The sequence below is a fragment of the Streptomyces sp. NPDC006385 genome (assembly GCF_040612485.1).
GTDB lineage: Bacteria > Actinomycetota > Actinomycetes > Streptomycetales > Streptomycetaceae > Streptomyces.
Window position 1 is genome coordinate 152,731 of sequence record NZ_JBEXQG010000008.1, and the last position, 25,057, is coordinate 177,787.

Genomic DNA, 25,057 nt, shown 5'->3' on the forward strand with positions numbered 1-25,057 from the left:
CGAGCGGCCCCCTCACCCCGTATGCCTAGTCCACCTCGGCCACCGCCTGCGCGAACTGCGCCCTGTACAGCCGCGCGTACGCCCCGTCGGCCGCCAACAGCTCGCCGTGCGCGCCCTGTTCCACGATCGACCCGTTCTCCATGACGAGGATCGTGTCCGCGTCCCGGATCGTCGACAGCCGGTGCGCGATGACGAACGACGTCCGCCCGTGCGCCAGTTTCGCCATGGCCTTCTGGATGAGCACCTCCGTACGGGTGTCGACCGACGAGGTCGCCTCGTCCAGCACCAGGATCACCGGATCGGACAGGAACGCCCGGGCGATGGTGATCAGCTGCTTCTCACCCGCGCTGACTCCCGCCCCCTCGTCGTCGATCACCGTGTCGTACCCGTCGGGCAGCGTACGGATGAACCGGTCGGCGTGGGCCGCCCGCGCCGCCTCCTCGATCTCACCCCGGGTCACCTCACGCGAGGCGCCGTAGGCGATGTTGTCCGCGATCGTGCCGCCGAACAGCCAGGTGTCCTGGAGCACCATCCCGATCCCGGCGCGCAGTTCGTCCCGCGACATGCGGGCGATGTCGACGCCGTCGAGGGTGATGCGCCCGGACGAGACCTCGTAGAACCGCATCAGCAGGTTCACCAGCGTCGTCTTGCCGGCCCCCGTCGGCCCGACGATCGCGACCGTGTGCCCCGGTTCCACCGTCAGCGACAGGTCCTCGATCAGCGGCTTCTCGGGGTCGTACCGGAAGGACACGCCCTCCAGCGCCACCCGCCCCCGCAGTTCCTCCGGCCGCACCCCCGGCACCGGATCCGCCTCCTGCTCCTCCGCGTCCAGGAGTTCGAAGATCCGCTCGGCCGACGCGACACCCGACTGCACGAGGTTCGCCATCGACGCGACCTGCGTCAGCGGCATCGAGAACTGCCGCGAGTACTGGACGAAGGCCTGCACGTCACCGATGGACAAGGACCCCGACGCGACCCGCAGCCCGCCGACCACCGCGACCAGCACGTAGTTGATGTTCGACACGAACAGCATCAGCGGCTGCATGATCCCGCTGTTGAACTGCGCCTTGAACCCGGCCTCGTACAGCGCCTCGTTCTGCTCGGCGAACTGCTTCGCCGACTCCTTCTGCCGCCCGAACACCTTCACCAGCGTGTGCCCGGTGTACATCTCCTCGACATGCGCGTTGAGCTTGCCGGTCGAGCGCCACTGCTGCACGAAGTGCGGCTGCGACCGCTTGCCCACGCGCGTGGCGACGACGTACGACAGCGGCACGGTCACCAGCGCGACCAGCGCCAGCAGCCACGACATCCAGAACATCATCGCCAGCACGCCGACGATGGTCAGCACCGAGTTGATCAGCTGCCCCATCGACTGCTGGAGCGTCTGCCCGATGTTGTCGATGTCGTTCGTCGCCCGGGACAGCACCTCCCCGCGCTGCCTCTTGTCGAAGTACGACAGCGGCAGCCGCGACAGCTTCCCCTGGACGTCCTCGCGCATCCGGTACATGGTGCGGTTCACGGCCCGGTTCACCAGCCGCGTCGCCACCGCCATCAGCACACCGGCGACGGCGAACACGGCGAGCGCGAACAGCAGGACGCCCCCGACCGCGCCGAAGTCGATGCCCTGGCCCGGCGTGAAGTCGGTGCTGCGCAGCATGTCGGCGATCTCGCCGTCGCCGCGCTCCCGCATGGCCGCGAGAACCTGCGCCTTGGTCGTCCCGGGCTCGAACTGCCGCCCGACGATGCCGGAGAACACCAGGTCGGTGGCCTCACCGAGGATCTTCGGCCCGGCGACCGACAGACCCACGCTCACGACCACGCAGAGCAGCAGCGCGTAGAGGGTGAGCCGCTCCGGCTTGAAGTGCGCGACGAGCCGTCTGCCCGACACCTTGAAGTCCAGCGAGCGGTGGTCCGGTCCGGTGCCGGCCATCATCCGCCCCATCGGCCCGGCCATCAGGCGGCCTCCGCTTCCGTCAGCTGGGAGAGCACGATCTCCCGGTACGTCTCGTTGTCCGCCATCAGCTCGTGGTGCCGGCCCGTGCCGACGACCCGCCCCTCGTCGAGCACGACGATCCGGTCGGCGTCCCGGATGGTCGCCACGCGCTGGGCGACGATGACGACGGTCGCCTCGGCGGTCTCCCGCGCGAGCGCCGCCCGCAGGGCGGCGTCGGTGGCGTAGTCGAGGGCGGAGAAGGAGTCGTCGAAGAGGTAGATCTCCGGGCGCTGCACGAGGGTCCGCGCGATCGCCAGCCGCTGCCGCTGACCACCGGACACGTTCGTGCCGCCCTGCGCGACGGGCGCGTCCAGCCCGCCCTCCAGCCGCTCCACGAACTCCTTGGCCTGCGCCACCCCCAGCGCGTGCCACAGCTCCTCGTCCGTGGCGTCCGGATTGCCGTAGCGCAGGTTGGTCGCCACCGTCCCGGCGAACAGGTACGGCCGCTGCGGCACCAGCCCGACGGTCCGGGCCAGCAACTGGGGATCGATGGCCGACACGTCCTCCCCGTCCACGAGCACCCGCCCGTCGGTCGCGTCGAACAACCGGGGGACCAGCCCCAGCAGGGTCGACTTCCCGCTGCCCGTGGACCCGATGACGGCCGTCGTCTCACCCGGCCGAGCGACCAGGTCGATCGCCTTCAGCACCGGCTCCTCGGCACCCGGATAGCGGAAGCCCGCGCCCCGGATCTCCAGATGGCCGTGCCGGCGCAGCTCCCGCACCGGCGCCTTCGGTGGCACGACACTCGACTCCGTCTCCAGGACCTCCTGGACGCGCTCGGCGCACACCTCCGCGCGCGGCACCATCATGAACATGAAGGTGGCCATCATCACGGACATCACGATCTGCATGAGATAGGCGAGGAACGCGGTCAGGTCACCGATCTGCATCCCGCCGCTGTCGATGCGATGAGCCCCGAACCACACCACCGCGATGGACGACAGGTTCACCACCGTCATGACGATCGGGAACATCAGCGCGAGCAGATTGCCGGTGCCCATCGCCATGTCCGTGAGCTCGACGTTCGCCTTCTTGAACCGCTGCTGCTCGTACTCGTCGCGCACGAAGGCACGGATCACGCGGTTGCCGGTGATCTGCTCGCGCAGCACCCGGTTCACCGTGTCGAGGCGCTCCTGCATGGTCCGGAACAGCGGCCGCAGCCGCCGTACGATCAAGGTCACGCTGATGCCGAGCACGGGCACCACGGCGACCAGCACCGCGGACAGCGGCACGTCCAGGCCGAGGGCCAGCACGATGCCGCCCACACACATGATGGGCGCCGACACCATCAGGGTGAACGTCATCAGGGCCAGCATCTGCACCTGCTGGACGTCATTGGTCGTACGGGTGATCAGCGAGGGCGCGCCGAAGTGCCCGACCTCACGCGCCGAGAACGACTGCACCCGGTCGAAGACGGCCGCCCGCACGTCCCGGCCGAGCGCCGCGGCGGTCCGCGCGCCGTAGTACACGGCACCGATGTTGCACACGACCTGCGCCAGCGAGATGCCGAGCATCAGGGCGCCGTAGGACAGGATGTAGCCGGTGTCGCCGTTGACGACGCCCTTGTCGATGATGTCCGCGTTCAGCGTGGGCAGGTAGAGGGTGGCGCAGGTCTGCAGGAACTGCAGCAGCACCAGCCAGGCGATGGGTTTTCGGTAGGGCCTGAGGTAGGTCCCCAGAAGTCGTATGAGCACGCTGCTTCTCTCGGAGTCGACGACGGGGCGATTGGTTGCCCTTGGCCCCTATCGTCGAACACTCCGGCGGGGTTACCTCAACCGATTAAGCCGTCAGCGGTGCTTCGTACGCCCTTCCGGGTTCGGTTCCTACCGGTGTCTTACCTTCCGCTACGGCCGGAACGCCCCCGGATGCGTCTGCTCCCGCACCGACACGAACTGCTGCCGCACCGCCTGCCCCACCGCCAGCTCCTCGCCGGGCTCCAGGATCTGCGCGGCCGCGCCCTGCCAGACCGGCGGCAGGCGCGGGTCGACGGTGCCCTGGGACACCCCGAGCGCCCACGCGGCCTGCCGGGCGGCACCGATCGCCGCGTAGTCGGCGGGCTGCGGTACGACGACCTGCGCCCCGAACAGCCCCGGCGCCGCCGCCTGCACGGCGGGCAGCTCGGCGGCCGCCCCGAGCAGGAAGACCCGCCGCACCTCGACGCCCCGGCCGCGCAGCACGTCCAGCGCGTCCGCGAGCCCGCACAGCATGCCCTCGAACGCGGCCCGCGCCAGATGCTCCGGCTTCATCGACTCCCGCCTGAGCCCCGCCAGCGTGCCCGCGGTGTGCGGCAGGTTCGGGGTCCGCTCACCTTCCAGGTAGGGCAGGAGGACGAGGCCGTGGGCGCCGGGCGTCGACTTCATCGCCAGGTCGGACAGGGCCTGCAGGTCGGGGGCGCCGAGGAGTTCGGCGGTGCCGCGCAGGGTGCGTACGGCGTTGAGGGTGGTGACGACCGGGAGGTGCATACCGGTCGCGTCGGCCAGGGAGGTGATCATCCCGCTGCTGTCGACGAGGGCCTCGGGGTGGACGGCCATCACGGACCCGGAGGCGCCGAGCGACACCACGGCGTCCCCCAGCCCGATGCCGAGCCCGAAGGCGGCGGCCATGGTCTCGCCGGTCCCCGCGGAGATGAGGAGCCCTTCGGGGGTCGTACCGGCCGCGTCCGCCGGCCCGATCACCTCGGGCAGCATCGCCTGGTGGCCGAGCGCCAGCTCGACGAGATCGGAACGGTAGGCACCGGTGGCCGCGGACCAGTACCCCGTCCCTGAGGCCCCACCCCGGTCTGTGGTCCTTCTCACGGGCCGCCCGAGCAGCTGCCACACCAGCCAGTCGTGCGCCTGCATCAGGACGGCGGCGCGGACCGCGTTCTCCGGCTCGGTCTTGGCGAGCCAGCGCAGCTTGGTCACCGGCTGCGCGGCCTGGGGCACACACCCCACCGCCTGCGCCCACGCCTCGCGCCCGCCCAGCGCGTCGATCAGGTCGGCGGCCGCGACCTGCGCGCGCTTGTCACCGCCGACCATCGCGGGCCGCACGGTGTTGCCCTGCGCGTCGAGCGGGACCACCGCGTTCTGCTGCGCGGACACGCCGATGGCCTGGACGCCCTCCAGCAGCCCACCGCCTGCCGCCTCGCCGAGGGACAGCAGCCAGGCCTGCGGATCGACGTCGGAGGGACGGGGGCCGCTGCCCTCCGGCGACTCCACCGGGTGCGGCGCGTACCCCTGCCTCAGCACGGCCCCTGTGTCCGTGTCGCATACGACGATGCGCGTGAAATCGGGTGAACTGTCCAACCCGGCGACTATCCCCATGGCCCAAATTGTGCCGTAGTGCTGCGCTTGCTCGGGCCATGGGCGCCGCGAGAGGTGCGTGCGGTTCTTCGAGCGCGGTGCGTTGTGGCTGGTCGCGCCCTTTGGGGCACTGCAGTCGCCAGCGTCACGTGTTGCTCGTGCCCCAGTCGTCCTCTCCACCGTTGTGGGCGCTGCGTTCGCGGAGGTTGCGGACTCGGTGGGCGACCGACTCGGGGACGCGGTCACCCACCTTGTCGCTGACCGCGTGGTAGGCCTTGCCCGCGAAGACACGGCCCTGCTGTGCCGCCGTCTCGGCGGTGTTGCGGACGGCGGGGTTCTGCGCGACCTGGCGCGCGGACTTCTTCAGCTGCTCGTAGCGCTCGCGTCCGGCCCGTGTGCCGAGCACGTAACCGACGGCGAGTCCGATGACGAACGTGAGCCGGTAGCGCATGGCGGCCACCCTTCCCTTGTGTAGGTCCCTGGTGCGGCGTCGGCGCCGGGGGAACCGATTGGCGGAGCACCCCCCTGCTTGCGCTAATGTATGTGTCGCAGCGAGCGCACGCCCCCTGGCGAATACCCAGGTAGGTGCGTTCGATGCAACGAGGCATTCCTCCGTAGCTCAATTGGCAGAGCAGCCGGCTGTTAACCGGCAGGTTACTGGTTCGAGTCCAGTCGGGGGAGCTCGGTCCTCCGTAGCTCAATTGGCAGAGCAGCCGGCTGTTAACCGGCAGGTTACTGGTTCGAGTCCAGTCGGGGGAGCATGCTGAACGAGGACCCCACAGGGGTCCTTTTTCATGTTCGGCCTCTTTCCCGGGAACCGCGCAGGTCGAGGCGGTGTCCTTCAGGGCATGCGAAGTCGACCATGCGAGGCAGGAGATCGTATGAGCGGCTATGCTGCGGCAGACGGCGCGCACACTTGTACGCGACACGCCGCTATGGGGCGGTAGCTCAGCCGGTTAGAGCAGCGGACTCATAATCCGTCGGCCGTGGGTTCGAGTCCCACCCGCCCCACCACTCACTACGCGAGCAGAACCGTTTCTACCTGCGTAAACGTGAGAACGGGTGGTGCCACTCCTACGTGGCACCACCCGTTCATTCGTTCAGACCAAGATCCAGGGACCCGACAGGGACCCGGAGGGTGCCGCTCGGGTCCCTCAGGTGCCTAGGCCGCCTCATCCGACGGCTCCTGACCCTGCTCGCTTGCTTCGAGCAGGACGCGGGCCAGGCTTTCGAGCCTCATCTCGGCCTCGCCGTCGATGACGAAGCGGGCGAGGTGCCGGCGCTTCCCGAGTTCCGGCAGATGCGCGGTGATCTTGTCCGCCGACAAGATCCTGAGACCAGCCTCCTTGCAGTGGTCGCGTACCCACTGGATCACGGCCAGGGTCGCGCTCTCCTGGCTGGCAGCGGCCGTCTTGATCCTGCCGAGCGCGCGGCCGTCGTGCCGCGCTTTCACGCTTACGATCCAGACGCCGTCACGGCTCCGGGTAGCGTCGGCGTAGACAACGGCCATCCCGTCGCTGAAGAGCTTCGGGGGAAGAGCGAGCGGCCGGAGCACGTCATAGGAGACGCTGCGCGGGATCACTGACGTCATGGACTCGGCCTCGCGTCGGGCGAGCTCGGGCAGGACGCTGGTGTAGGTGTCCGAGGTGATCTGGCGCGAGCTGTGTCCAAGCCGCTCTTGGACCACCTTGATGTCGTTGCCCTGGAGCAGCGACAGGCTGGCCGAGATGTGCCGGAGATCATGAAGCCGGACCGGGGGAAGGCCGGACAGCTCCACCAGGCGCTTGAAGCGTCGGCTCACCCAGTCAGGGTGGAGCGGCTCGCCGTTCTCGTGAGTGAAGAACCGGTCCGACTCGACCCAGGCTTCTGCGGCGGACCACTCTTCGCGCGCCTTCTCCCGCCGGGCTCGTCCCTGCCCGAGGACCTCGGCGGACTCCTCGCTCAGGTTCAGGGTGCGGACGCTGTCGGCCTTGGGAGCTTCGCCGTACAGCCGGTAGGCCACCTCCACGATCTGAGCCGAGATGCGTAGCCAGAGATCGGCGAGATTGACCTCGTGCACCGGCAGAGCGCACATCTCGCCCCGGCGGGGGCCGAGAAAGATGAAGGAGTGCCACAGGTCGTACAGCCAGTCATCCCGGACGAAGTCCAGGAAGGCGCCGGTCTGCTCGGGCGTCCAGACCATGACCGGGCCTGGCTTCTCGCCGGTTCGCTTCCAGTGCTCGACCCGTTCGGGTGTCCACACCAGGGGTTTGGGGCGGGTGACGGCCGGCAGCTCGACCAGCCGGGCCCAGTTCTTGCTGAACGCGTCCTCGCGCTTCATCCCCCAGGTGATGGCGGAGCTGAGGGTGTCGTTGATGCGGTGCATGGTCGCTGCGGACGTGACCTTCCGCAGGCCCTTGCGGCCCTCGCGCAGGGCGGCGTTGGCTTCGAGGTAGGCGTGCCGGGTACGGCGGCGCTCCTCCTTCTTCCCTGCGGCGCGAACCCAGGCGTGGTGCGCGGCGTCGCGAGCCCTGGTGAGCTCCTCGACGCGCAGGTGGTGGAGTATTCGCTCTGCGTTCTCGCGCTCGATGGCGTTGTACATGGCGTCGAGGTGGCGGACCCGGAGGTCTCGGCGCTTGATGTGCCCGAGGTGAGGCACCAGGTAGTTGTCGATGTGTTCCTGGTAGCCGTGTCGGGTGGTGCGGGCGAGCTTCTTCTTCGCCTCGATCCAGCGCCGCAGATACTCGGCCATGGTCTCGGTGGACATGACGTCGGTGCCGCCTGCCACCTCCTTGTAGAACTTTTCGGCCGCCTCCTCGGCCTTCTCCTTGGTGGGGAAGCCGCCGCGCTTGGGGCGGCGCCGCTTGCCGTTCTCGCCGCGCTCCAACTCCAGGGCGAAGTACCACGTTCCGTGGCCCTTCCGTCCGAGCTTCGGGCACGTCAGCCCGATGTCACCGATCTTCGGTGTGCCGTCGTCGTTCAGTATGGGTTTGCCGTTCTTGTCGGTGAGCGGCCCCTTGCACTGGCATCGCCGGTAGAAGTTCGGCGAGCACATCCGACCCCCTGCTGTCGGCTGGCTCTCGGCCAGCCAAGGTTGTGCGTACGTGTCCGTACGTGTCTGGCGTGATCTCTCTTGATCTTGCTGGGGGTGTCGGACAGCGTTGTAAAGTTGCCAGCAAGTTGGCGCGGGGGAGATTGCGACCAACGCGATGACTGCTCAGGAAGTGGGCGGACAGGCTTCGGCTGGAGTGATGGGTCTGGAGGAGCTGCTGGCTCTTCCGGCCACGGTCAACGTGACAACTGCCGGGCGTGCTCTGGGAATTGGCCGAGACAAGGCGTACGAGCTGATCCGCAGTGGGAAGTTCCCTGTTCGGACGCTCCCGCTAGGCGGCACAGTCCGGGTGCCGACGGTGGAGCTGTGGAAGGTCCTCGGCATCGAGCAGCGCAGGGATGCGGGGGTGAGTACGTGATCGACGGAGGCGGCGGGTGATCTTGGGGTGTTTGTTGGGTTTCCAACAATGTGACCTATCTTCGGTAAACTAGTTCACCAGCTAAGGGGGTCGGTAGGAGGGGCGAGGAGATGCCGAGGCTGTACGGCTTTGAGGACATGGCGTACCGGCGGGTGCGCGAGAGCGAGGCGGAGGGCATTCGTGCTGCCGCCTCGCGGCGGTTGCTCAAGCAGCCCTATCCCGCCATCACGGAGTGGATGAACGCCGAGGGGTACCGCACGACGCGCGGTGGCCTGTGGAAGCCAGACGTCCTGGCAAACGTGCTCGATCACCCGGCCATCGCCGGCCTGGAGGAAGACGAGAACGGCAACCTCGTCGAAACGGGCGGCCCCGCGATCATCCCTCGGGAGGACTTCGAGGCCATCCGTGCCATGCGCCCCGTCCATGACCCCGACAAGCGGCGGGCGCCGCAGCGCGAGTACCTGATTCCGGGTCTGATGGGTACCTGCGGGCTGTGCACGACCTCGCTGGGCTCCTCTCCCTCGAACCGCGGCAGCCGCGGCTACCGGTGTGCGCCCAGCACAGCGCAGCATCCGGGCGGGTGCGGCAAGGTCCGCATCAATGCTGACCTGCTGGAGACGTACGTCGCTGAGCACGTGCTGGCAGAGTTGGCCAAGCCGGAGGTCAGCGCGCTGATTGGTCAGGCGCGAGATGAACTGCTGGCCCAGGCTGCCCTCCTGCGTAAGGAGGCGGCAGCCGCGCGCCGTCGACAGAAGAAGCTGGGAGTGGACTACGCGCGCTCGCCGGGCATCTCGCTCATGGCGTTCAGGACGGCCGACAAGGAACTTAAGCAGCTGATCCGCGAGAGTGAGACAAAGGCTCGTCTCCTGGAGCAGGTCAAGCACGTGCCGGTGGGCGACATCCCTGACCTCGTGCGCTGGTGGAAGCATGCGCCGATGAGGGCAAAGAAGGGTGTCCTGGTTCTCATGCTGGAGAAGGTGGCCGTGTACCCGGCCGCGTCCAGGGGCTCGCGCACCGTGGACGCGGACCGGGTGGCACTGCATTGGCGCCAGTGGGGCGCGGAGGCTGAGGAGAAGACCGCCTAAACCGCGCTGCCAGCGCCTTTGGGGCTGATGTGGTAGCCGATGGTGGCCAGCGCGAGACCGGTGGCCACACAGATGATGGAGAGCCCCGCCAACGCGGGGCTGACGGCGTTTTCGACGGACAGCGGCCAGGCGTGCCCGATCCGGTCAGCGACGATGTACCCGCCCCGGCTGAGCGCATGGGCGACGCCGAAGATGCCCCCGGCGGCAGCGATGGACAGTCCGGTTGCGGCTGCGCGTCGTTGCTGCCAGGCCGCAACGGCCAGCCCAGTAGAGAAGGCGCCGATTTCCAGCCCGGCAACGGCTGTGAAGCCGAGGTAGGTGAGCAGGTACAGCCGGACGTCGGCGCTACGCGCGTAGGCGGTGGACAGCTCCGTGTGCGCGGTGTCGGCCATATGGAACTCCCAGATCATCGCCGCGACAACACAGCACACGGCGAAGATGCGCACTGCGACTCCCGTTTGTACGTGGCTTCTTGAGTGCGTCCAGTCCACGATTAGGACTTGGAGGCTTGCCCAGAAGATCACCGCGGCGAGGTCCGAGGCGAGGGATGAGACCTCGTTGAAGTCCATGAGTCGGTCAACGGCTTCGGCGACGGTGGGGATCGCCAGGAGGGAGCCGAAGAAGCAGGCTACGAACGCCGACACCCGGGCCCTGTGGGCGATTTGATAGGCCGCTTGATTGCGACGCTTACGGGTGTAGTGCAGGCGTATGGCCGCGCTGATGGCTGTAGCAAGGGCACAGACACCGTAGATGAGGCCGTCCAAGAGGTTCAACGTCCTTCCAGATCATCCGCTGCCCTCTCAGCGGCTTCGTGCAGGCTCAGCAGGCGGCGCGGCCGGCCCTCACGGGGCTGGTCGATGCCGGGGGGAGGTGGGGGGATCGCGGGGACCTCTTCGGGCAGTCCCCTGCGAACGCGGATCTCCCGGAGCTTCGAACGGATTTCAAGAATGTCCTGCACTTCAAGGCCCTGCATTAAACGCAGGACTTCGCGGGCTTCAGGGTGCTCCCGGTACACGGACAGGGCTGCGAGGTCATCCCACTCCCGTCCTGAGAGCAAGAACGCGGCCGGAGCGTCGAGTGCCTGAGCGAGCGCAGTGATGGTAGACGACCTGGGATTGCTACTGGTGCCGTTCATCAGGCTGTTGACAGTGCCGTGCGACAGTAGGGGCTTGCGCTGGCCCACCGGGGTTGTGGCATCGGAGACGTCCCGGGCGCTGGGGGTGAACCCGTCCGGATCGCGGCGCAGGCGCAGCAGGACGAGCAACTTCGAGGCCAGGCTCATGTGTTGACGCCGGTCGGTGGTGTCTGTCATGTCCGCCTTCTCTGGCCGTGTCGTATGCTCGCCGCAGGTGACTGGCCGGTAACAATCATCCCTGCCTCTACGATACCTCGCAGCTCGGAGGGGTTATAGGGTTTGTTGGACAGTTTCCTCGGGGGAGCTGGCGGGTGAACTGCGGGCGTCACGCGCTCCGTTGCCTGCCTCTCGGTGGGCTGTCGAGGAAGTCGCATCTGGGCGGGCGAAGGCGGCGCGCTTGCCGTTCACGGGAGGAATCGCATGTCCGAAATCGACGAGCGGCGGATCGCTGAGTTGACCAAGCAGCCCCCGTGTTTGCTTCGGGGTGGAGCGGGTGTCGCGGCCCGCCAGGAGGCCCGAAAGCTGCTGGAGTGGCAGGCCGGCATACGCGGCAGGGAGCCAGACGGCAGCTCGCAGAGGGACGGGCGCTGTTGAGTCACAGGGTGACGACGCGTTCAGGTAGGGGCTAGATAGGTGACATTCTTGATCTACTGCTGTACGTTCTGATGTGCCGGGCGGGTACAGCAGCCGCAGGAGCCCCGCACGGCAGCGTCGCGCGAGCGGCGTCCTTCCCTACTCCTCGCCGGGCGGCCGACCCCCCCGCGCCCCGCCCGGCGAGGAGTCGGCCGTCCGGTGCGGCCGTCGGGATGCGTGATGGGAGCTGGCCCGCCGTGACCGCTTGGTCGTGGCGGGCTCTCTCATGTCCGCATCCCAAGAAGGGAATTTGGAAATGCGGCGGATTCCCCTTTATGAATTCCCTTGAATTAAAAGAGTTCTGAACTTGCTTTGGCGGTATTCGCCATTAAGATATAAGTGTAAGGGCAAAGGGAAACACCCCAAACGGAATTCACGAAAGGCGCGGGAAAATGGCTGACGGCAAGGTCGAGTTCATCAACATCAAGGTCAGCGAGATCGCCCCCAACCCGGAGCAGCCGAGGAAGTTCTTCTCGGAGGAGGCGCAGGAGGAGCTGACCAACAGCATCAAGGAGAACGGCCTCCTTCAGCCGGTCGTCGTCCGGCCGGTCGAGGGCGCCAAGGTCCCCTACATGCTGATCGCGGGCGAGCGGCGCTGGCGGTCCTGCCAGGCGGCCGGCCTGGAGGTCATCCCTGCGAAGGTCGTCGAGGGTGCCACCGAGGAAGAGGCGTACGTCCTCAGCATCGCTGAAAACGTCAACCGGGCGGACATGACGATCATGGAGGAGGCCGGTGCGTACGCCGACCTCAAGGCCGCCGGATGGACCCCGGCGAAGATCGCCAAGCAGTTCGGCAAGACCGAGACCCACATCACCTGGCGGCTGGGCCTGCTCACCCTGCGCCCCGAGGTGGCCGAGATGGTCGACCAGGGGCAGATCAAGAACAACCTCGCCTGGCACATCGCCCAGCTCAACCCGGCGAACCAGATGGTGGCGGCCATGCGGTACGTGCGCGGCGACTTCGACAGCGAGGCCGAAGCGCAGCACTTCGCCAACGGCCTCAAGATGATGGAGCAGCAGACCTCCCTCACCAACGAGAAGGCGCCGACGGCCGAGGAGCAGGAGAAGCAGAAGAAGGCCAAGGCCAAGGCGAAGGACGGGCTCGGCAAGGCCGAGGAGGTCCTGATCCCGCTGCTGGAGGAGCTGGCCGAGAAGAAGCCGGAGGACCTCGCGGTCATCCTCGGTGACGATCTCGCCCGCCACCTGCGGGTCGTCGGCCGCCTGTACGCCAAGGTGCAGATGGTGCGGAACCTGCTGAGCAAGGCGCAGGGCATCCAGCGCGCAATGGCTGAGGAGTTCAACAAGGCGGCCGTCGAGGTCCAGCAGGAGGCGGCGGCTGCGAAGAAGGCCGATGCGGCGGCCAAGCCCGAGGCGAAGGCCGAGAAGCCGGAGGCGAAGACGGCAGGCAAGCTGCAGTCCACGGCGAAGAAGGCGGCGCCCAAGCCCGCCACGAAGCCCGAGGCGCGCACGGCCACGGGCACCAGGGCCCCGGCGCGCCGGACGCCCGTCAAGAAGGCTGAAGCGGCAGCGAAGTAGAACGGAAGGGTGCGGCAGCGGTCGCGCCCCTCCTCTCCTGTGAGTTTGGGTGAGTGGGCGCGGCCGGAATTCCGGTCGCGCCCGTTTCCGCTTGAATTCCTCTCAAAATTCCAACCCGTTTCGGCCCGGGCCGGGCGCGCAGGGAGGCGCTTTCCCTACGTGCCCGGTGCCGCTCAGGCCCCTACAGGTCCGAGCGGGCGGCATCATCGGTCACCGGAGCCGCCGGCGGGGACGCCGACGCGCCCTGGTATCTGAGCACCACGAAAGGAATGGCCACGTGCTCACCCTGTTCACCAACCGGTTCCAGGCGTTCCAGCCCCCGCAAGGGGTGCCGGTGCGCATCACCCTGGGCGCTCCCCGTTTCAAACTCCCCTACTCCCTCACCCACTCGGTGCGGGAGCTCGCCCCGCGTCGGGACTACCTCTCCCAGTCCGAGCCCGAGTTCACGACGGCGTATCGGGCCGACCTCGACCAGCTCGGCCCCGAGCGGATCGCCGCGCGTCTGCGGCAGATCACGCAGGCCGAGGGCGATCACCGCCTGGTGCTGCTCTGCTTCGAGGACCTGGCCAAGCCGGGCCTGTGGTGCCACCGCCGCGTGTTCGCGGCCTGGTGGAAGGAGGTCACGGGAGATGAGGTGCGGGAGCTGTCCCCGATGGATCAGCAGGGCACGTTGATCTGAGCGTCGGAGCCACGCCCAAAAGATAGGTGACATGATTCTAAGGAGCTGCCTGCTCCTTGTGTAAGGTTCCAGCGCAGCGCCCGGCCCGGCTTTCCACCGAGGCCGGGCGCTGTCGTTCGTCGGGAGGCGAGATGTTCCAGGGCACCATCCCGGGCCCCATGCGCTCCATCGTGCGCGAGACCGCCAGCCAGTGGCCGAGCGGCCCGATGTACGTCCCGTGCTGCGGCAACTTCACCATCGAGCGCAGCGTGGCCGGCGTGGGCTTCGCCCTCCACTCCTCCGACGTGTCCATCTACACCAGCGCGGTCGGCCGGTGGCTCACCCGCCAGCCGGTCGGCATCCAGCTTCGCGAGGACAGCAGAGACGAACTCGGCTGGCTCGCCGACTCCTTGGACGACGGCGTCGGCACCGTCGCCACGCTCATGCTCGGCACTCGGTTCCTCGCCAGCGTCGGCCGCGAAGGGCTCTGGCACGAACGGGTCGTGCGCTCCTACCGAGAGCAGTGGAAGGCCAAGTACACGGAGACGGTCGAGCGGCTGTCCGGCTCGGACATCGAACTCGCCTCGTACGAGGTGGAAGACGTGCGTTCGTGGCTCCAGAAGGTTCCCCGCGACGCCCCCGTGTGCTCCTTCCCTCCCTTCTACGGCGGCGGCTACGAGAAGCTGTACGAGCCGCTGGAGGCACACTTCACCTGGGACGCGCCCGAGTACGAGCCGCTGTCCGACGACGACGTGGTCAGCGTGCTCGGCGCGATCACGGACCGGCCGTACTGGCTGACGGCCTCCAACCACGACGTGCCCGAACTTCACCCCTACCTGCGCGGCGTGATCAAGGCGACCCCGCGTGCCGCTCCCTTCTACGTGTACGCCAGTCGGGCCCGGACGAGGATCGTCGCCCCTCGCCAGCCGATCGAGCCGGTGAAGGTCCCCCGCCTGCGCGAGGGTGACGAACTTGTCGGCCCGCTCACGCTGTCGCTGCTGAAGCCCGGCCAGTTCAACGCGCTGCGCTCCCGGTACCTCAACCCGAAGATCGCGCCGGGCGCGGCGAACCTGGCCGTCGCAGTGAAGGACGGCCACGGACGGCTCCTCGGCGTGTTCGCAATGGCCCCGAGCACGTACACGCCGGACGAGGCGTACGTGCTCTCGGACTTCGCCGTCGCCCCGACCGACTACCCGCGGCTGTCAAAGCTGATCGTGCTCGCGGCCACCAGCGCCGAGGCGCAGTTGCTGTGCCAGCGGGCGTTCTCACGACGGATCCGGCGGGTGGCGACGACGGCGTTCAGCAACAACCCCGTGTCGATGAAGTACCGCGGGCTGCTGCGGCTGCACAAGCGCAGCCCATCGAACGAGGACGGCTGGAAGTTCCAGCTCCAGTACCAGGGGGCCATGGGCCAGCACACGCTGGCCGAGGCCCTTCAGACGTGGGCGAAGCGGTGGGGCGCCCAGACGACGAAGACAGGAGTCTGACCATGGAGGAGACCACTCGCCTCGCCCCGCCGCAGATGGTGCAGGGCGACCCGCGCACGCTGACACTGCTCGACGTCAACGCGCGGTTCCTGCCGCACGAACAGTTCCGGCAGCTCGTGGCGAACATCAAGCGGGACGGCTGCCTGACCTCGACGCCGCTGGTGTGGAACGACCGCGAGACGGGGCGGCTGGTCGTCCTGTCCGGCAACCACCGCACGCTCGCCGCGATCGAGGCCGGCCTGTCGCAGATCTGGTGGATGCAGATAGACGAGCCGCTGCCCCGCCAGCGGCAGATCGCTCTCCAGCTCTCGCACAACGCCATCGCAGGCCAGGACGATCCGGCGATCCTCAAGGAGCTTTACGACGAGCTGGAGTCGGTGGAGTGGCGGCAGTACACGGGCCTGGACGACAAGGCCCTGGACCTGCTGGAGAAGGTGGACGTCGCCTCCCTGGGCGAGGCGAACCTCGACTTCGCCAGCGTGCAGTTCATGTTCCTGCCCGATGAGCTGGAGCGGGCGGAAGCCGCGTTCGACGCGGCCCGGTCCACGGCGACGGCGGACCAGCGATGGGTGGCCGGGCTGGAGCAGTACGAGCCGGTGCTCGATGCGCTGGAGACCTCCCGGGCCGCGTACAAGATCGGCAACTCCGCCACGGCGCTCGGCGTGATCCTCGCCGTGTTCGAGCGGCACCTGGGGGAGCTGGCCGAGGGCTGGTTCGACGCCGCCACGGGCGAACCGAGCCGCAAGGGCGCTGCCCCGCTGGAGACAGTGTTCGGCGTACGGGAAGTCCCGGTGGAGACCGCGGCCGCCGTCCGCGCCGCAATTGATCGCCTCGTCCGGGAGGGGCAGGTGCCCGAAGCCGAGCCCTGGCGCGTGTTGGACGTTCTCGTGGGCGAGTTGATGGGGCAGCCGTCGCACGGGCAGGAGAAGGCCCCTGCTGTACGCCAAGTTGAGGGATGACGCTTATAAGAACGACACCGCACATGCGGTAGCGTTCTTATAAGATCGCGTTCGCGTCCACCGAATACCGGAGGTTGAATGGCCGTCCTTCCCGTTGCTGCGCCCGAGCCCGATGACTATCGCGCGCAGCTTGCCGCCCTCGGCACCAAGCTGGAGTATCTGCACCCGGCCTTGCGGGCCGGCGAGATCGCCCGCCGCTCCGCGACGCCGAACCACCCGGCCAACACGGCCGGCACTCGGGCGTACCAGGAGCACGTCCGGATCATTCGTGAGATGCACATCCAGCACGAGGGCTGGAAGCGGCTTCTGCACGACCATCTGGAAGTGGTCTGCAACCCCGACAAGACCGTCGCCATCGGCGTCATGGTCGGGGACGCGGCGACGGGCGAGCGTACGAATCCGCCACGGAACCTGCACCGTCGCGGCGCGGCCACGGAACGGGTCGCCGAGGTCAACGCCCAGATGGAACTCTTCCCGCGCCCGGTGGGTCGGGACGAGATCGTCCTGAGCGCCGAGGAGACCGACCAGCTCCAGGTTTGGTTCCTCGTCTCGTACCGCGTTGAGGTCGACGACAAGGTCCACATCCACAACGAGCTGTCGCTGCCGGGCGAGGTCGAGCGCGGGTACGTCACGAAGTGGAAGCGGCGGATCCCTCTTCCGGTCTTCGAAATGGACGGAATCGAACCGCCGTACGAAGATGGGGGCGGCGAGATCGACATCCCGGTCCCGTTCCGCTGACCGTCTGCCCGGGTGCGGCATTGTTCTGTCAGTGCCGCACCCTGCACCACCGACAACACGAGGCAGTCCACCATGGTGACCCCATCACGCATCACGCTGGCCCGTAAGCGCCGGGGACTGACCCTCGCAGAACTCTCCAAACGCGCCGGAGTGTCACTGCAGAGCCTGTCGAACTACGAGACAGGCCGGACGTCACCCCGCCCGCCCTCCGTCCGGCGAATCGCGGGCGCGCTCGATTTTCCCGAGCGGTTCTTCAGCGGCCCTGAGGTCGATGAACTTCCGTCGGAGGGCATCTCGTGGCGAGCCCGGACCAAGACACCACCCCGTGTTCTGGACTCGGCCCGGGCAGCGGGCACGCTCGCGGCGCAGTTGTACGACTGGATCGACGAGCGTTTCCGCCTCCCTGAGTCAGACCTTCCCTCGCTCGGGAAGCCGGACCCGGAGACGGCTGCGGAGATGGTGCGCACCCGTTGGGGGCTGGGCAACGCTCCGGCGCCGAACATGGTGCACCTCCTGGAGGCGCACGGCGTCCGGGTCTTCTCCCTGCCACCGGACTCACTGGAAGTGGATGCCTTCGCGGTCTGGCGAGGCAGCGTGCCGTTCGTCTTCCTGAACACGATGAAGACCGTGGAGCGCGGCAGGTTCGACGCCGCGCATGAGCTGGGCCACCTAGTGATGCATGGCAGTGGCGAGCGCCCTTGCACCGGACCCGAGGCCGAACGTCAGGCCAACGATTTCGCCAGTGCCTTTCTCATGCCCTCCGCCAGTGTGCTCGGCCATATGCCTGCCGGGGCCCGCGTCGACCAGATCATCGAGGGCAAGCGGATCTGGAAGGTTTCCGCGATGGCGCTGACGTATCGGATGCACGATCTTGGCCTTCTCACCGACTGGCAGTACCGCTCCACCTGCGCCGAACTGAGCGCACGCGGATACCGCACCGACGAACCGCAGGGTTTGAAGAAGCGTGAGACATCCCAGATCCTGACGAAGGTCTTCCATGGCCTGCGCTCCAAGGGCATTCGGCCCAGTGATGTCGCTGATGAACTGGGCGTCACTGCGGAAGAGATGAAGAAGATGCTCTTCGGGCTGACCGTGACGGCTGTGGATGGCGGCGGCGAACACTCCGTCGACCACAGGGCCAAGGGAGTACTGACGCTCGTGCGCTGAGCCGATGGCCGAAGCCAATGCCCGTGAGGGCAGGGCGGCACATTGCGGTGACGCTGGCCCTGGCTGCAATGTGACGAGGACGGCATCGGCCGGCACGGATCCATGGCGCTGCTGGAGTACTGCTGGTAAATGGAAGGAGCTGCTCCGGCGGACCGATGACGATGGCGAGCCGGTCGGTGACCAGACACCTTCACCTGCGGCTTGGCGACGGAAGGCCCCCGAGTTCGCCCTACCGAGTAGGCCCGGTGCTTTGGTTCCGTGCCCGGTCGTACAGCGCGTAGTGTCGGTGGCGTGGGCAGTGTGGCCGAGGCAGATAGAGGCGAGGGTCGGTATCCCTGGATTCGCCGTGTCCATGAGATCAGCTCTCCGCCCGAAGTCGACCGCTTCGGTTGGGTGATCGAGACGCCGTGGTCGCGGGCCGGGACCCCGTTGGCCGATCGGCGCGAGGATGCAGTGCTCGTGGTGCTGGGCGAGCGAGGCTGCGGCAAGAGCGACCTGTTCGCTCAGGAAGCCGCGGCGCTTAGGTCCGACGGGCACACCGTGGAGCTGGTCGACCTGAAAGCACGGGGCCGGTTCTACGAAGCGGGCAGCGCACGGCAGGAGTTGGGAGCTGTCCTGGAGCGGGCTTCTGAGGAGGAGCCGGGGTACATCCTGTTGGACAGCCTCGATGAGGGGCTGGACCGGCTTGGGGTCTTGGACGACATCCTGGCCGCCTGTTTGGAGGAACTCGGCCGGGAGCGGCGAAGCCGACTACGGCTGCGCGTAGCCTGCCGTTCGGGCCGGTGGCCCCGGGGTCTGGAAGAACATCTCGAATCGCTGTGGACGCGTGGGTCGGTGTCAGTAGTCGGTGTGACGCCGCTCGGCCGTGCCGACGTGGAGATGGCTGCCGCCTGCGATGGCCTCGATGGCCGCAGGGTCACTCGGCGACTTCAAGAGAAGGCCGCGGTGGCTTTGGCCCGGTCTCCGATCACGTTGAAGCCGTTGCTGGAAGCCGAGCGGGAAGGACGAGGCCTGCCCTCCACGGTGGCCGACGCGTACCGCCTCGCCTGCAGGCAGCTGTGCTCCCACGGCCATCGCGACGGGAGTCCGCTGAGTCCCGATCATCTGACGGCACTCGCAGGCCGGGTGGCCGCAGCCCTGCAGTTCGGCCACTACGGGGCGGTGCACGACACCCCCAGTCCAACAGGGGCAGACGTGGCACTGTCCGACCTGGACGGCGGCGATGAGCCGGGCCCGGCTGGTACGCAGTACCACTGCGGGATGGGGGAGCTGCTGACGCTGGTGGATTCCGGGCTGATGGCTGAGGCGGGGCTGCGACGCTGGGTTTTCGCCCACGACAGCTACCAGCAGTACCTGGCAGCCCAGTTCCTGTCACGGCACCGCATGCGCGACGGCGCGCAGCGGCAGATGCTGTGGATCGGCGACGGAGCCTCAAGGCATGTCGTGACACGGCACCGTGAGGTGGCCGCGTGGAGGGTAGTGGATGATCCTCAGCTGTTCGATGAGGTTCTGCGGGACGACCCCGAAGTACTGCTGCTGGCCGATCTCACTGCACTTCGTGATCAGCAGCGCGAGGCCGTGGTGGACCGGCTTCTCGACCTTGTGCGCAGCGATGAGACCGTGCGACTGGACCGATGGCTGCTGCACCGTCTGAAGCATCCGGGCCTGGCCGCCCAGCTGCGGCCGCACCTGTATCCCTCTACAACGGGTGCTGTGCTTTCTGCCGCGCTCGGCATCGCCCGCGCCTGCCGACTGTCTGAACTCAACGATCAGTTGCTGGTTGTGGCCGAGTCACAGGCGGTCGATCCTGTCATGCGTCGGCGGGCCGTCCAGGCACTCGGCGAGGAGCTGGAGACGGACCAGGTGCTCAGGCTGAGGGCGCTGGCCGAGCACAATGACGCGGACCTGGGCTGGGTGCCGGTCCAGGAGCTGGATGCGGCGCGCGTGGCTTTGTTGGAGGCGCTGGCGTGGCGCGGTGATCCAGACCTGGCCGCGGCAGCGTTGGAGCGGTTGTGGCCGCAACATCTGCGCCTGCCCGAGTTCCTGAATCTGATCCCACCCTCTGGCAACCCCACCCAGATCCGTTCCGCATGGATCCTGATCGAACAGGTTCCGGACCGGCTGAGACCCGAAGACGTCGACGACGCAGTGGCGTGGGCGACACACATTCTCGGCTCCCGGCACCCCCGGGCTGGCCTGACCGCGTCCGGTGACTCGCAGTTGTCCGTGCGGCTTCCGGTGCGCATCCTCGCCCGAGCCATTGCGCTCATCGACGAAGATGACACGAGCAGCGATCCTGCGCGCCGGGACAGGCTGCTCGACCAAGTCGTCGATGCTCTGCTCGTCCTGGCGGGACGTGCCGATTTCGATGACAGGCACCACCTCGCCAAGCCGGTGGGCGAAGTGCTGGCTACTCGGCCCGGTATCCGCCGGGATCTGGGTCGTCGTGTTTTGGAACGTGGTGATGATCGCCAGGCCACCCGGCTGCTGTCCTGGCCAGGTAGCCCCGCCCTGCTCGCCACCGACGAGCCGGTGTACTGGACCATGCAGTGGCCCACGTTGAGCCCAGACGCGCGCCGGCGCGCCGCGTGGCTAGTGACCGCGTGGCCCGATCTGACGGATCCGGACATGCCGAGCGCCCTTGAACTGCGCGAGCGTTTCCCGGACCTGAAGGCCGCCACCGCGCGGTGGGACACTCGCGCCGCTGAGGAATCCAAGCAACGGCGTGAGCAGGAAGAAGAACTCAAGCGCCTGGCCTTCAACGAGAGCCGCCTACGGCAGATCCTCGGAGTGCTCAGCACAGGGGAGGGACCCCCTGAGCCCCTATGGCAGCAGATCACCATCGAGCTCTACCGCACCGCGGACGGCAGCAAGGCGTCGCAGGACAGGTGGCTCGGCGCCGTAGCAGCGGCACCGTCCTTCCCTCACGAGGGCAGCGAACTGCATCGCCTCCTGTTGGAAGCAGCCGCCACTGTGACCCGTCGCTCGGCCGCCCTCCACGCCGGCGCGACCACCCCCGCCACAGCCAACTGGAACCAGGCCGCCACCGCGCTGACGGCCCTGGCCCTGCTGGACACTCAGCGCCTGACGGAGGCATTCGACCGCCAACCCCGTCGAGCCGCTGCGGCCGCCCTGGCACTAGCGGCTCACGAATGCCACCACATCGACGACATCGCACTACGGCACACGCTGCTCACCCGCTGCACCCGACTTGCCGGCGAGCAGATGCCGGCCCTACTCGTCCAGGCGCTGGGCGGCTGCAGTGAGCCCGAACTGGCCAGTCTCTCCGAGGCCTTCGCTAGCGCCGCCATGCCTGGATCGGTCCAGATGCTGCGCGACTGGGCCCGTGCTCCGGGACGCACCGACATGCAGTGGGCCGCGGTCCTGACCGCGCTCGCATTTGCGGGAGACCGACTCTCCTGGGAAGACCTCTGCACCACCGTGGCCGACCCTGACGTTCAACGGGACGCCGCACGAAGCAGTTCACGCTGGACCCGTGCGGCCGTGGCAGTGATGGGATGCCCCCAGCTGCCCGTCACCTGGGCCGTGATCAGAACCACCCTGGCTGCCCCCGGCGTCCTGGCTGCCCTGCTGGACCGCGTTATCACCATCGACTCTCATGGATCGTGGCCGACTGGTATCAGTCAGATCTCCGAGGCCGACCTAGCGGACTTGTACGCCAGGCTCACTGAGCACATCGGTATCTCCGGCATCCTGGACCACCAGTTCGAGGGAGGCTTCTTCACCGACGCCCCCAGCAATCTGCACCGAGAACTGCTGGGCCTGCTGATCTCCAAGAAGACCCCCGAAGCCGTCCGTGAGCTGACCGGCCTCGCCACCCGCTATCCCGAACTTACGGACCTGCGCTGGCATGCCAAGGCCGTTGCTCGCGCCGTCGCCGAGCTCCAGGTCGGCCGTCTGGTACCAGAGCAACTGTGGCGCTTGGCCGCCGACACCAACCTGCGCACCATCAGCGACGCACGCCACCTTCAGGACATCGTGTTGGCCAGCCTGGACCGCCTCCAGGCCGTCCTTCAGGGGCCAAACGGCCTTGTAGTCGCCTTGTGGAACCGCAAGTCAGCAGCAGTCGATCACACCGACTGGTGGCCGTGCTGGGAAGAAGACTTCAGCGATCTGGTCGCAGCATTCCTGCGTCAGGACATCGGCGGCCACCGTGTCGTGATCAACCGCGAAGTCCAATTCGACCGCCCCGGTTTCCCCGGCAGGCGTACCGACATCCAGATCCAGGCCACCGCCCCGCCCATCGACAGCGACGACCCGCTGACCGTTGTCATCGAATGCAAAGGATGCTGGCACCAGGACGTGCCCACCGCGCTGGCCGACCAACTCGTCCGCGACTATCTGCGGGCTCCCCGCACTGCGGGGATCTACCTCGTCGGCTACTTCGACTGCGACCGCTGGAGCCACGAAGAGCGAAGGAAGCGACACCGGGCAGCCCGTGATCACACGATCCCGTCCCTGCAACACGAACAGGATGCGCGCGCCCAGGAGCAACGTGACCAGCGAGGCGCCATTGTCACGGCGAAAGTCCTCGACTGTCGCCTCCCTGGTGCTTCCGACCCTTGGCGCACCGAGCCTTAGATTCCTCTCGCCTGGATAAGCCGGACGTCGCTCGGCTCAGTCTCACTGCGGCCCCAGGGGGAGGGGGACGAGACCAGTGCGCTCTGAGTTCGGCACCCACCGCAAGTCGCGGGGGCCGTTGAAGACGTTGCGAGGGAGGGGGACAGCGGTGGGGCTGCTCGCTTCGAAGACCTCGAGGAAGATCTCGTCGCCCTCGGGCGCGTCCGTTGCGCTGGCCTCCGCGAATGCGGCCGCAAGTGCTATGACGTCATCGCCGAAGGCGGCCTGATGGGTATCGAACCACTGGGCTGCCCAGGCGGCGGCGTGGTCTTCGCGCCGTACAACGGCGACTGCGCTGATGTATGGGTGGTCGTTGGTGAGTTTGCCGTTGCGGCCGGCGACGGCACGGAGGTCGCCGAGCGAGCCGTCCGTGCTCACAGCCGCTTCCATTTGGATGTCCCCGTACATCGCGGAGACGACCATGTACGGTGAGTCGATCGGGATGGGTCGCCCGGCCGGGTTGTCCAGGAACACCACCAAGGGCCAGCCGCGGCCCTGTAGCTCACGGAGTTGTACGGCTGCATTGGAGATCTGCCGTCGGATCGGCCGGAGCGCCTCCTTCAGGGACCGGGCCATCAGCTGATTGGGCACCGCATCCGTGAACATGCCATAGGTATCGAACGCCTTGACTTCGGCCACCACCGTGTGCCCCGCGGCCGTGACCACGAAGTCGGGGCGTTTCGCAATGCCGAGATCGGGCTCGACCGCGAAGGCGTAGCCCCGTTCGTTCAGGTAACGGGCCACACGCGCTTCGGCAGCCGCGCCGGGGTCGGAGATCTGCACCTACTCATCTTGCAGGCCCGAAGAGTGCGAGGTGCTGCGTATCCCGGGACTGCAGGAACTGGTGCGCTTAGCGTTTGCCGGGTTGAGCGATCAAGTCGCGGTCTGGAGTGTCCTGCCGCCGTGGCCGGGTCGGGGCCTAATCTCACCCTATGACGCCCGAAGAACTCGAGCAGCGGGTCGACACCCTTGAGGTGATCAACAACGAGTTGGCGTCGCGCTTGGCGCGGCAGTCGGATTCACTTGCAAAGATCGACACCAAGGCGGTGTTTCTTGTCGGCTTCGCAGCCACTGCGGCGCAGTTCCTGGCCGCGCAGAACCCTCAGCCAGTCTTCGCGACCCTGGCCTTCGCGGCGTACGCGATCGCCTTCGTGTCCGGCTTGATGACATTCCGCGTTGCTGACTACGAGGATCTTGAGCCGAAGGAGGTGCTGGAGCACAACGCTCGGGACCCGAAGGGCAAGGTACTGGTGCAGCTCGCTGCCACGCGCGTGGGCATTTTCGAACGGAACAGGGCGAAGCTCAATCGGAAGGCCACTTGCTGGACGGTCAGCCTCTGCGCGGTGGGTGTCGGGCTCGTGCTGTCGACTGTCAGTCTCATGGTTCACACTGATGGGCATGACAGACACACAGAACGGGGGAGCGGGCCAGACGCCGCCACCAGCTCCGCCCCAGCCTCCCGCTCAACCGCAACCTAGCCTTACTGACACCTTCGCCAATCCGGCGCTCGTCGGCACGGAGAAGAAGAGCGACACCAGGCCCGTCGACACCAAGGCCACCGGGCCTGACTCTGAGCGGCGGTGAAGATCGTCGGGGCGGCAGTTAGCCGCCGTCCTGCCCGGTTTGGTCAGTGGGTCAGGGTAGCGTCGAGACCATGACCGATGTCGCGTACACCGCTGCCTGGGTGCCAGACGACGACCCGGAGAGAAGCTGGGACGAGGCTGCAGAACTGGCGGTCGACTGGGTACTGCAGGAAGCACAGCGTCAGGGAGCCAAGCCGTTGCTGGTGACTCCAACCCAGCAGCAGTGGACGTCCGGACCGAATCGGATCACCTGGTTCGCCCGCACGTACTCGGCGGTCACACCGCGTAGCAGCCGCCCGGCGAGGGACCGCGGGCCGGTGCTGGCGTACGTACCGGACTACGAGCTCATGCACCTGGCCGCAGGCTACGCCCGGGGCTCGTCGCTCGCCGTCGTCGAGAGCGCAATGCACCCCTTGGTCGGCTGGGCGATGGCGGCTGGCGCCGTGAACCTCCTGACTGGGAAGACCACCGCCGACACGTTGAGTGAGGCCCAGCGCACGGCATTGGACCGCGTTCACTTCTACGGGAACAACGGGTGGACCAGGGGGTTCGGCCGGGACCAGGCCACGCGGATCCTGCGCGACCTGAGTGGCCGAGAGACTGCCGCTCGCGACATCATCCTGGGCTACATGGTTGCCAAGGGACACAACGGAAAGGCCGTCGACCGGCTGGCGAAGATCATCGACAGCCTCGGGTGAACGGCCTCATCCATG

18 protein-coding genes and 3 tRNA genes are annotated in these 25,057 nt (G+C 67.6%); 13 read left to right on the plus strand and 8 right to left on the minus strand.

Annotated elements, in window-relative coordinates:
* Positions 1–25: 25 nt before the first annotated feature.
* The 4 genes from ABZ078_RS08925 to ABZ078_RS08940 all read right to left on the minus strand — a co-directional run bounded on the left by ABZ078_RS08925 (position 26) and on the right by ABZ078_RS08940 (position 5,725).
* Positions 26–1,954, minus strand: a complete 1,929-nt coding sequence (locus ABZ078_RS08925; RefSeq protein ID WP_356573110.1) for an ABC transporter ATP-binding protein — start codon at positions 1,952–1,954, stop codon at positions 26–28.
* Entirely contained in the window at positions 1,954–3,687 is a 1,734-nt protein-coding gene (locus ABZ078_RS08930; RefSeq protein WP_356573112.1) for an ABC transporter ATP-binding protein, read from the minus strand. Before ABZ078_RS08930 ends, ABZ078_RS08925 begins: the two co-directional genes overlap by 1 nt.
* A gap of 150 nt (positions 3,688–3,837) precedes the next feature.
* A complete protein-coding gene (locus ABZ078_RS08935) occupies positions 3,838–5,295 on the minus strand; it encodes an FGGY family carbohydrate kinase (RefSeq protein WP_356573114.1) in 1,458 nt (485 codons plus the stop codon).
* A gap of 124 nt (positions 5,296–5,419) precedes the next feature.
* A complete protein-coding gene (locus ABZ078_RS08940; protein ID WP_356573116.1) occupies positions 5,420–5,725 on the minus strand; it encodes a YtxH domain-containing protein in 306 nt (101 codons plus the stop codon).
* 157 nt (positions 5,726–5,882) lie between these two features.
* Between ABZ078_RS08940 and ABZ078_RS08945 the strand changes: the two genes are divergently transcribed.
* The 3 genes from ABZ078_RS08945 (at position 5,883) to ABZ078_RS08955 (ending at position 6,288) form a co-directional block, all read left to right on the plus strand.
* Positions 5,883–5,955 (plus strand) — tRNA-Asn (locus ABZ078_RS08945).
* Positions 5,956–5,960: 5 nt separating this feature from the next.
* Positions 5,961–6,033, plus strand: a tRNA-Asn gene (locus ABZ078_RS08950).
* Between the two features lie 178 nt (positions 6,034–6,211).
* Positions 6,212–6,288: transfer RNA gene (locus ABZ078_RS08955), tRNA-Ile, on the plus strand.
* A gap of 148 nt (positions 6,289–6,436) precedes the next feature.
* On the opposite strand, the gene ABZ078_RS08960 is transcribed toward ABZ078_RS08955, so the two are convergent.
* Entirely contained in the window at positions 6,437–8,308 is a 1,872-nt protein-coding gene (locus tag ABZ078_RS08960; RefSeq protein WP_356573118.1) for a tyrosine-type recombinase/integrase, read from the minus strand.
* Positions 8,309–8,833: 525 nt separating this feature from the next.
* Between ABZ078_RS08960 and ABZ078_RS08965 the strand changes: the two genes are divergently transcribed.
* Complete coding sequence (locus ABZ078_RS08965; protein WP_356573120.1) at positions 8,834–9,808, plus strand: recombinase family protein; 975 nt, start codon at positions 8,834–8,836, stop codon at positions 9,806–9,808.
* Here the strand turns inward: ABZ078_RS08965 and ABZ078_RS08970 are convergent.
* Complete coding sequence (locus tag ABZ078_RS08970; protein ID WP_356573122.1) at positions 9,805–10,572, minus strand: hypothetical protein; 768 nt, start codon at positions 10,570–10,572, stop codon at positions 9,805–9,807. The genes ABZ078_RS08965 and ABZ078_RS08970 overlap by 4 nt on opposite strands.
* 5 nt (positions 10,573–10,577) lie before the next feature.
* Positions 10,578–11,120: a hypothetical protein gene (locus ABZ078_RS08975; RefSeq protein WP_356573124.1), complete on the minus strand. Its 543-nt coding sequence runs from the start codon at positions 11,118–11,120 to the stop codon at positions 10,578–10,580.
* A gap of 848 nt (positions 11,121–11,968) precedes the next feature.
* On the opposite strand from ABZ078_RS08975, the gene ABZ078_RS08980 reads away from it, so the two are divergent.
* The 7 genes from ABZ078_RS08980 to ABZ078_RS09010 all read left to right on the plus strand — a co-directional run bounded on the left by ABZ078_RS08980 (position 11,969) and on the right by ABZ078_RS09010 (position 22,722).
* Complete coding sequence (locus ABZ078_RS08980) at positions 11,969–13,111, plus strand: ParB/RepB/Spo0J family partition protein (protein ID WP_356573126.1); 1,143 nt, start codon at positions 11,969–11,971, stop codon at positions 13,109–13,111.
* 277 nt (positions 13,112–13,388) lie between these two features.
* Entirely contained in the window at positions 13,389–13,790 is a 402-nt protein-coding gene (locus tag ABZ078_RS08985; protein WP_356573128.1) for a hypothetical protein, read from the plus strand.
* A 158-nt stretch (positions 13,791–13,948) separates the two neighbouring features.
* Positions 13,949–15,256 carry a hypothetical protein gene (locus ABZ078_RS08990; RefSeq protein ID WP_356573130.1) on the plus strand — a complete coding sequence of 436 codons (1,308 nt, stop codon included), beginning with the start codon at positions 13,949–13,951 and terminating at the stop codon, positions 15,254–15,256.
* A gap of 2 nt (positions 15,257–15,258) precedes the next feature.
* Positions 15,259–16,215 carry a ParB N-terminal domain-containing protein gene (locus ABZ078_RS08995; protein WP_356573132.1) on the plus strand — a complete coding sequence of 319 codons (957 nt, stop codon included), beginning with the start codon at positions 15,259–15,261 and terminating at the stop codon, positions 16,213–16,215.
* 78 nt (positions 16,216–16,293) lie between these two features.
* Positions 16,294–16,953, plus strand: a complete 660-nt coding sequence (locus ABZ078_RS09000; RefSeq protein WP_356573134.1) for a hypothetical protein — start codon at positions 16,294–16,296, stop codon at positions 16,951–16,953.
* A 72-nt stretch (positions 16,954–17,025) separates the two neighbouring features.
* The gene (locus ABZ078_RS09005) at positions 17,026–18,120 is read left to right on the plus strand and encodes an XRE family transcriptional regulator (RefSeq protein WP_356573136.1); all 1,095 of its coding nucleotides are present in this window, start codon (positions 17,026–17,028) and stop codon (positions 18,118–18,120) included.
* A 291-nt stretch (positions 18,121–18,411) separates the two neighbouring features.
* Positions 18,412–22,722 (plus strand): hypothetical protein, encoded by a 4,311-nt coding sequence (locus ABZ078_RS09010; protein ID WP_356573138.1) that lies wholly within the window; start codon positions 18,412–18,414, stop codon positions 22,720–22,722.
* Between the two features lie 42 nt (positions 22,723–22,764).
* Here ABZ078_RS09010 and ABZ078_RS09015 read toward each other — a convergent pair whose 3' ends face one another.
* The gene (locus ABZ078_RS09015; protein WP_356573140.1) at positions 22,765–23,544 is read right to left on the minus strand and encodes a hypothetical protein; all 780 of its coding nucleotides are present in this window, start codon (positions 23,542–23,544) and stop codon (positions 22,765–22,767) included.
* A 149-nt stretch (positions 23,545–23,693) separates the two neighbouring features.
* On the opposite strand from ABZ078_RS09015, the gene ABZ078_RS09020 reads away from it, so the two are divergent.
* A complete protein-coding gene (locus tag ABZ078_RS09020) occupies positions 23,694–24,239 on the plus strand; it encodes a hypothetical protein (RefSeq protein WP_356573142.1) in 546 nt (181 codons plus the stop codon).
* Between the two features lie 176 nt (positions 24,240–24,415).
* A complete protein-coding gene (locus ABZ078_RS09025) occupies positions 24,416–25,042 on the plus strand; it encodes a hypothetical protein (RefSeq protein ID WP_356573143.1) in 627 nt (208 codons plus the stop codon).
* The last annotated feature ends 15 nt before the right edge of the window (positions 25,043–25,057 follow it).

What these genes read in the sequence shown, in the direction of transcription:
- ABZ078_RS08925 (WP_356573110.1), bottom strand. Translation starts at nt 1,954, where the DNA reads ATGGCCGGGCCGATGGGGCGGATGATGGCCGGCACCGGACCGGACCAC.
- ABZ078_RS08935 (WP_356573114.1), bottom strand. Translation starts at nt 5,295, where the DNA reads ATGGGGATAGTCGCCGGGTTGGACAGTTCACCCGATTTCACGCGCATC.
- ABZ078_RS08940 (WP_356573116.1), bottom strand. Translation starts at nt 5,725, where the DNA reads ATGCGCTACCGGCTCACGTTCGTCATCGGACTCGCCGTCGGTTACGTG.
- ABZ078_RS08960 (WP_356573118.1), bottom strand. Translation starts at nt 8,308, where the DNA reads ATGTGCTCGCCGAACTTCTACCGGCGATGCCAGTGCAAGGGGCCGCTC.
- ABZ078_RS08965 (WP_356573120.1), top strand. Translation starts at nt 8,834, where the DNA reads ATGCCGAGGCTGTACGGCTTTGAGGACATGGCGTACCGGCGGGTGCGC.
- ABZ078_RS08975 (WP_356573124.1), bottom strand. Translation starts at nt 11,120, where the DNA reads ATGACAGACACCACCGACCGGCGTCAACACATGAGCCTGGCCTCGAAG.
- ABZ078_RS08980 (WP_356573126.1), top strand. Translation starts at nt 11,969, where the DNA reads ATGGCTGACGGCAAGGTCGAGTTCATCAACATCAAGGTCAGCGAGATC.
- ABZ078_RS08990 (WP_356573130.1), top strand. Translation starts at nt 13,949, where the DNA reads ATGCGCTCCATCGTGCGCGAGACCGCCAGCCAGTGGCCGAGCGGCCCG.
- ABZ078_RS08995 (WP_356573132.1), top strand. Translation starts at nt 15,259, where the DNA reads ATGGAGGAGACCACTCGCCTCGCCCCGCCGCAGATGGTGCAGGGCGAC.
- ABZ078_RS09000 (WP_356573134.1), top strand. Translation starts at nt 16,294, where the DNA reads ATGGCCGTCCTTCCCGTTGCTGCGCCCGAGCCCGATGACTATCGCGCG.
- ABZ078_RS09005 (WP_356573136.1), top strand. Translation starts at nt 17,026, where the DNA reads ATGGTGACCCCATCACGCATCACGCTGGCCCGTAAGCGCCGGGGACTG.
- ABZ078_RS09020 (WP_356573142.1), top strand. Translation starts at nt 23,694, where the DNA reads ATGACGCCCGAAGAACTCGAGCAGCGGGTCGACACCCTTGAGGTGATC.
- ABZ078_RS09025 (WP_356573143.1), top strand. Translation starts at nt 24,416, where the DNA reads ATGACCGATGTCGCGTACACCGCTGCCTGGGTGCCAGACGACGACCCG.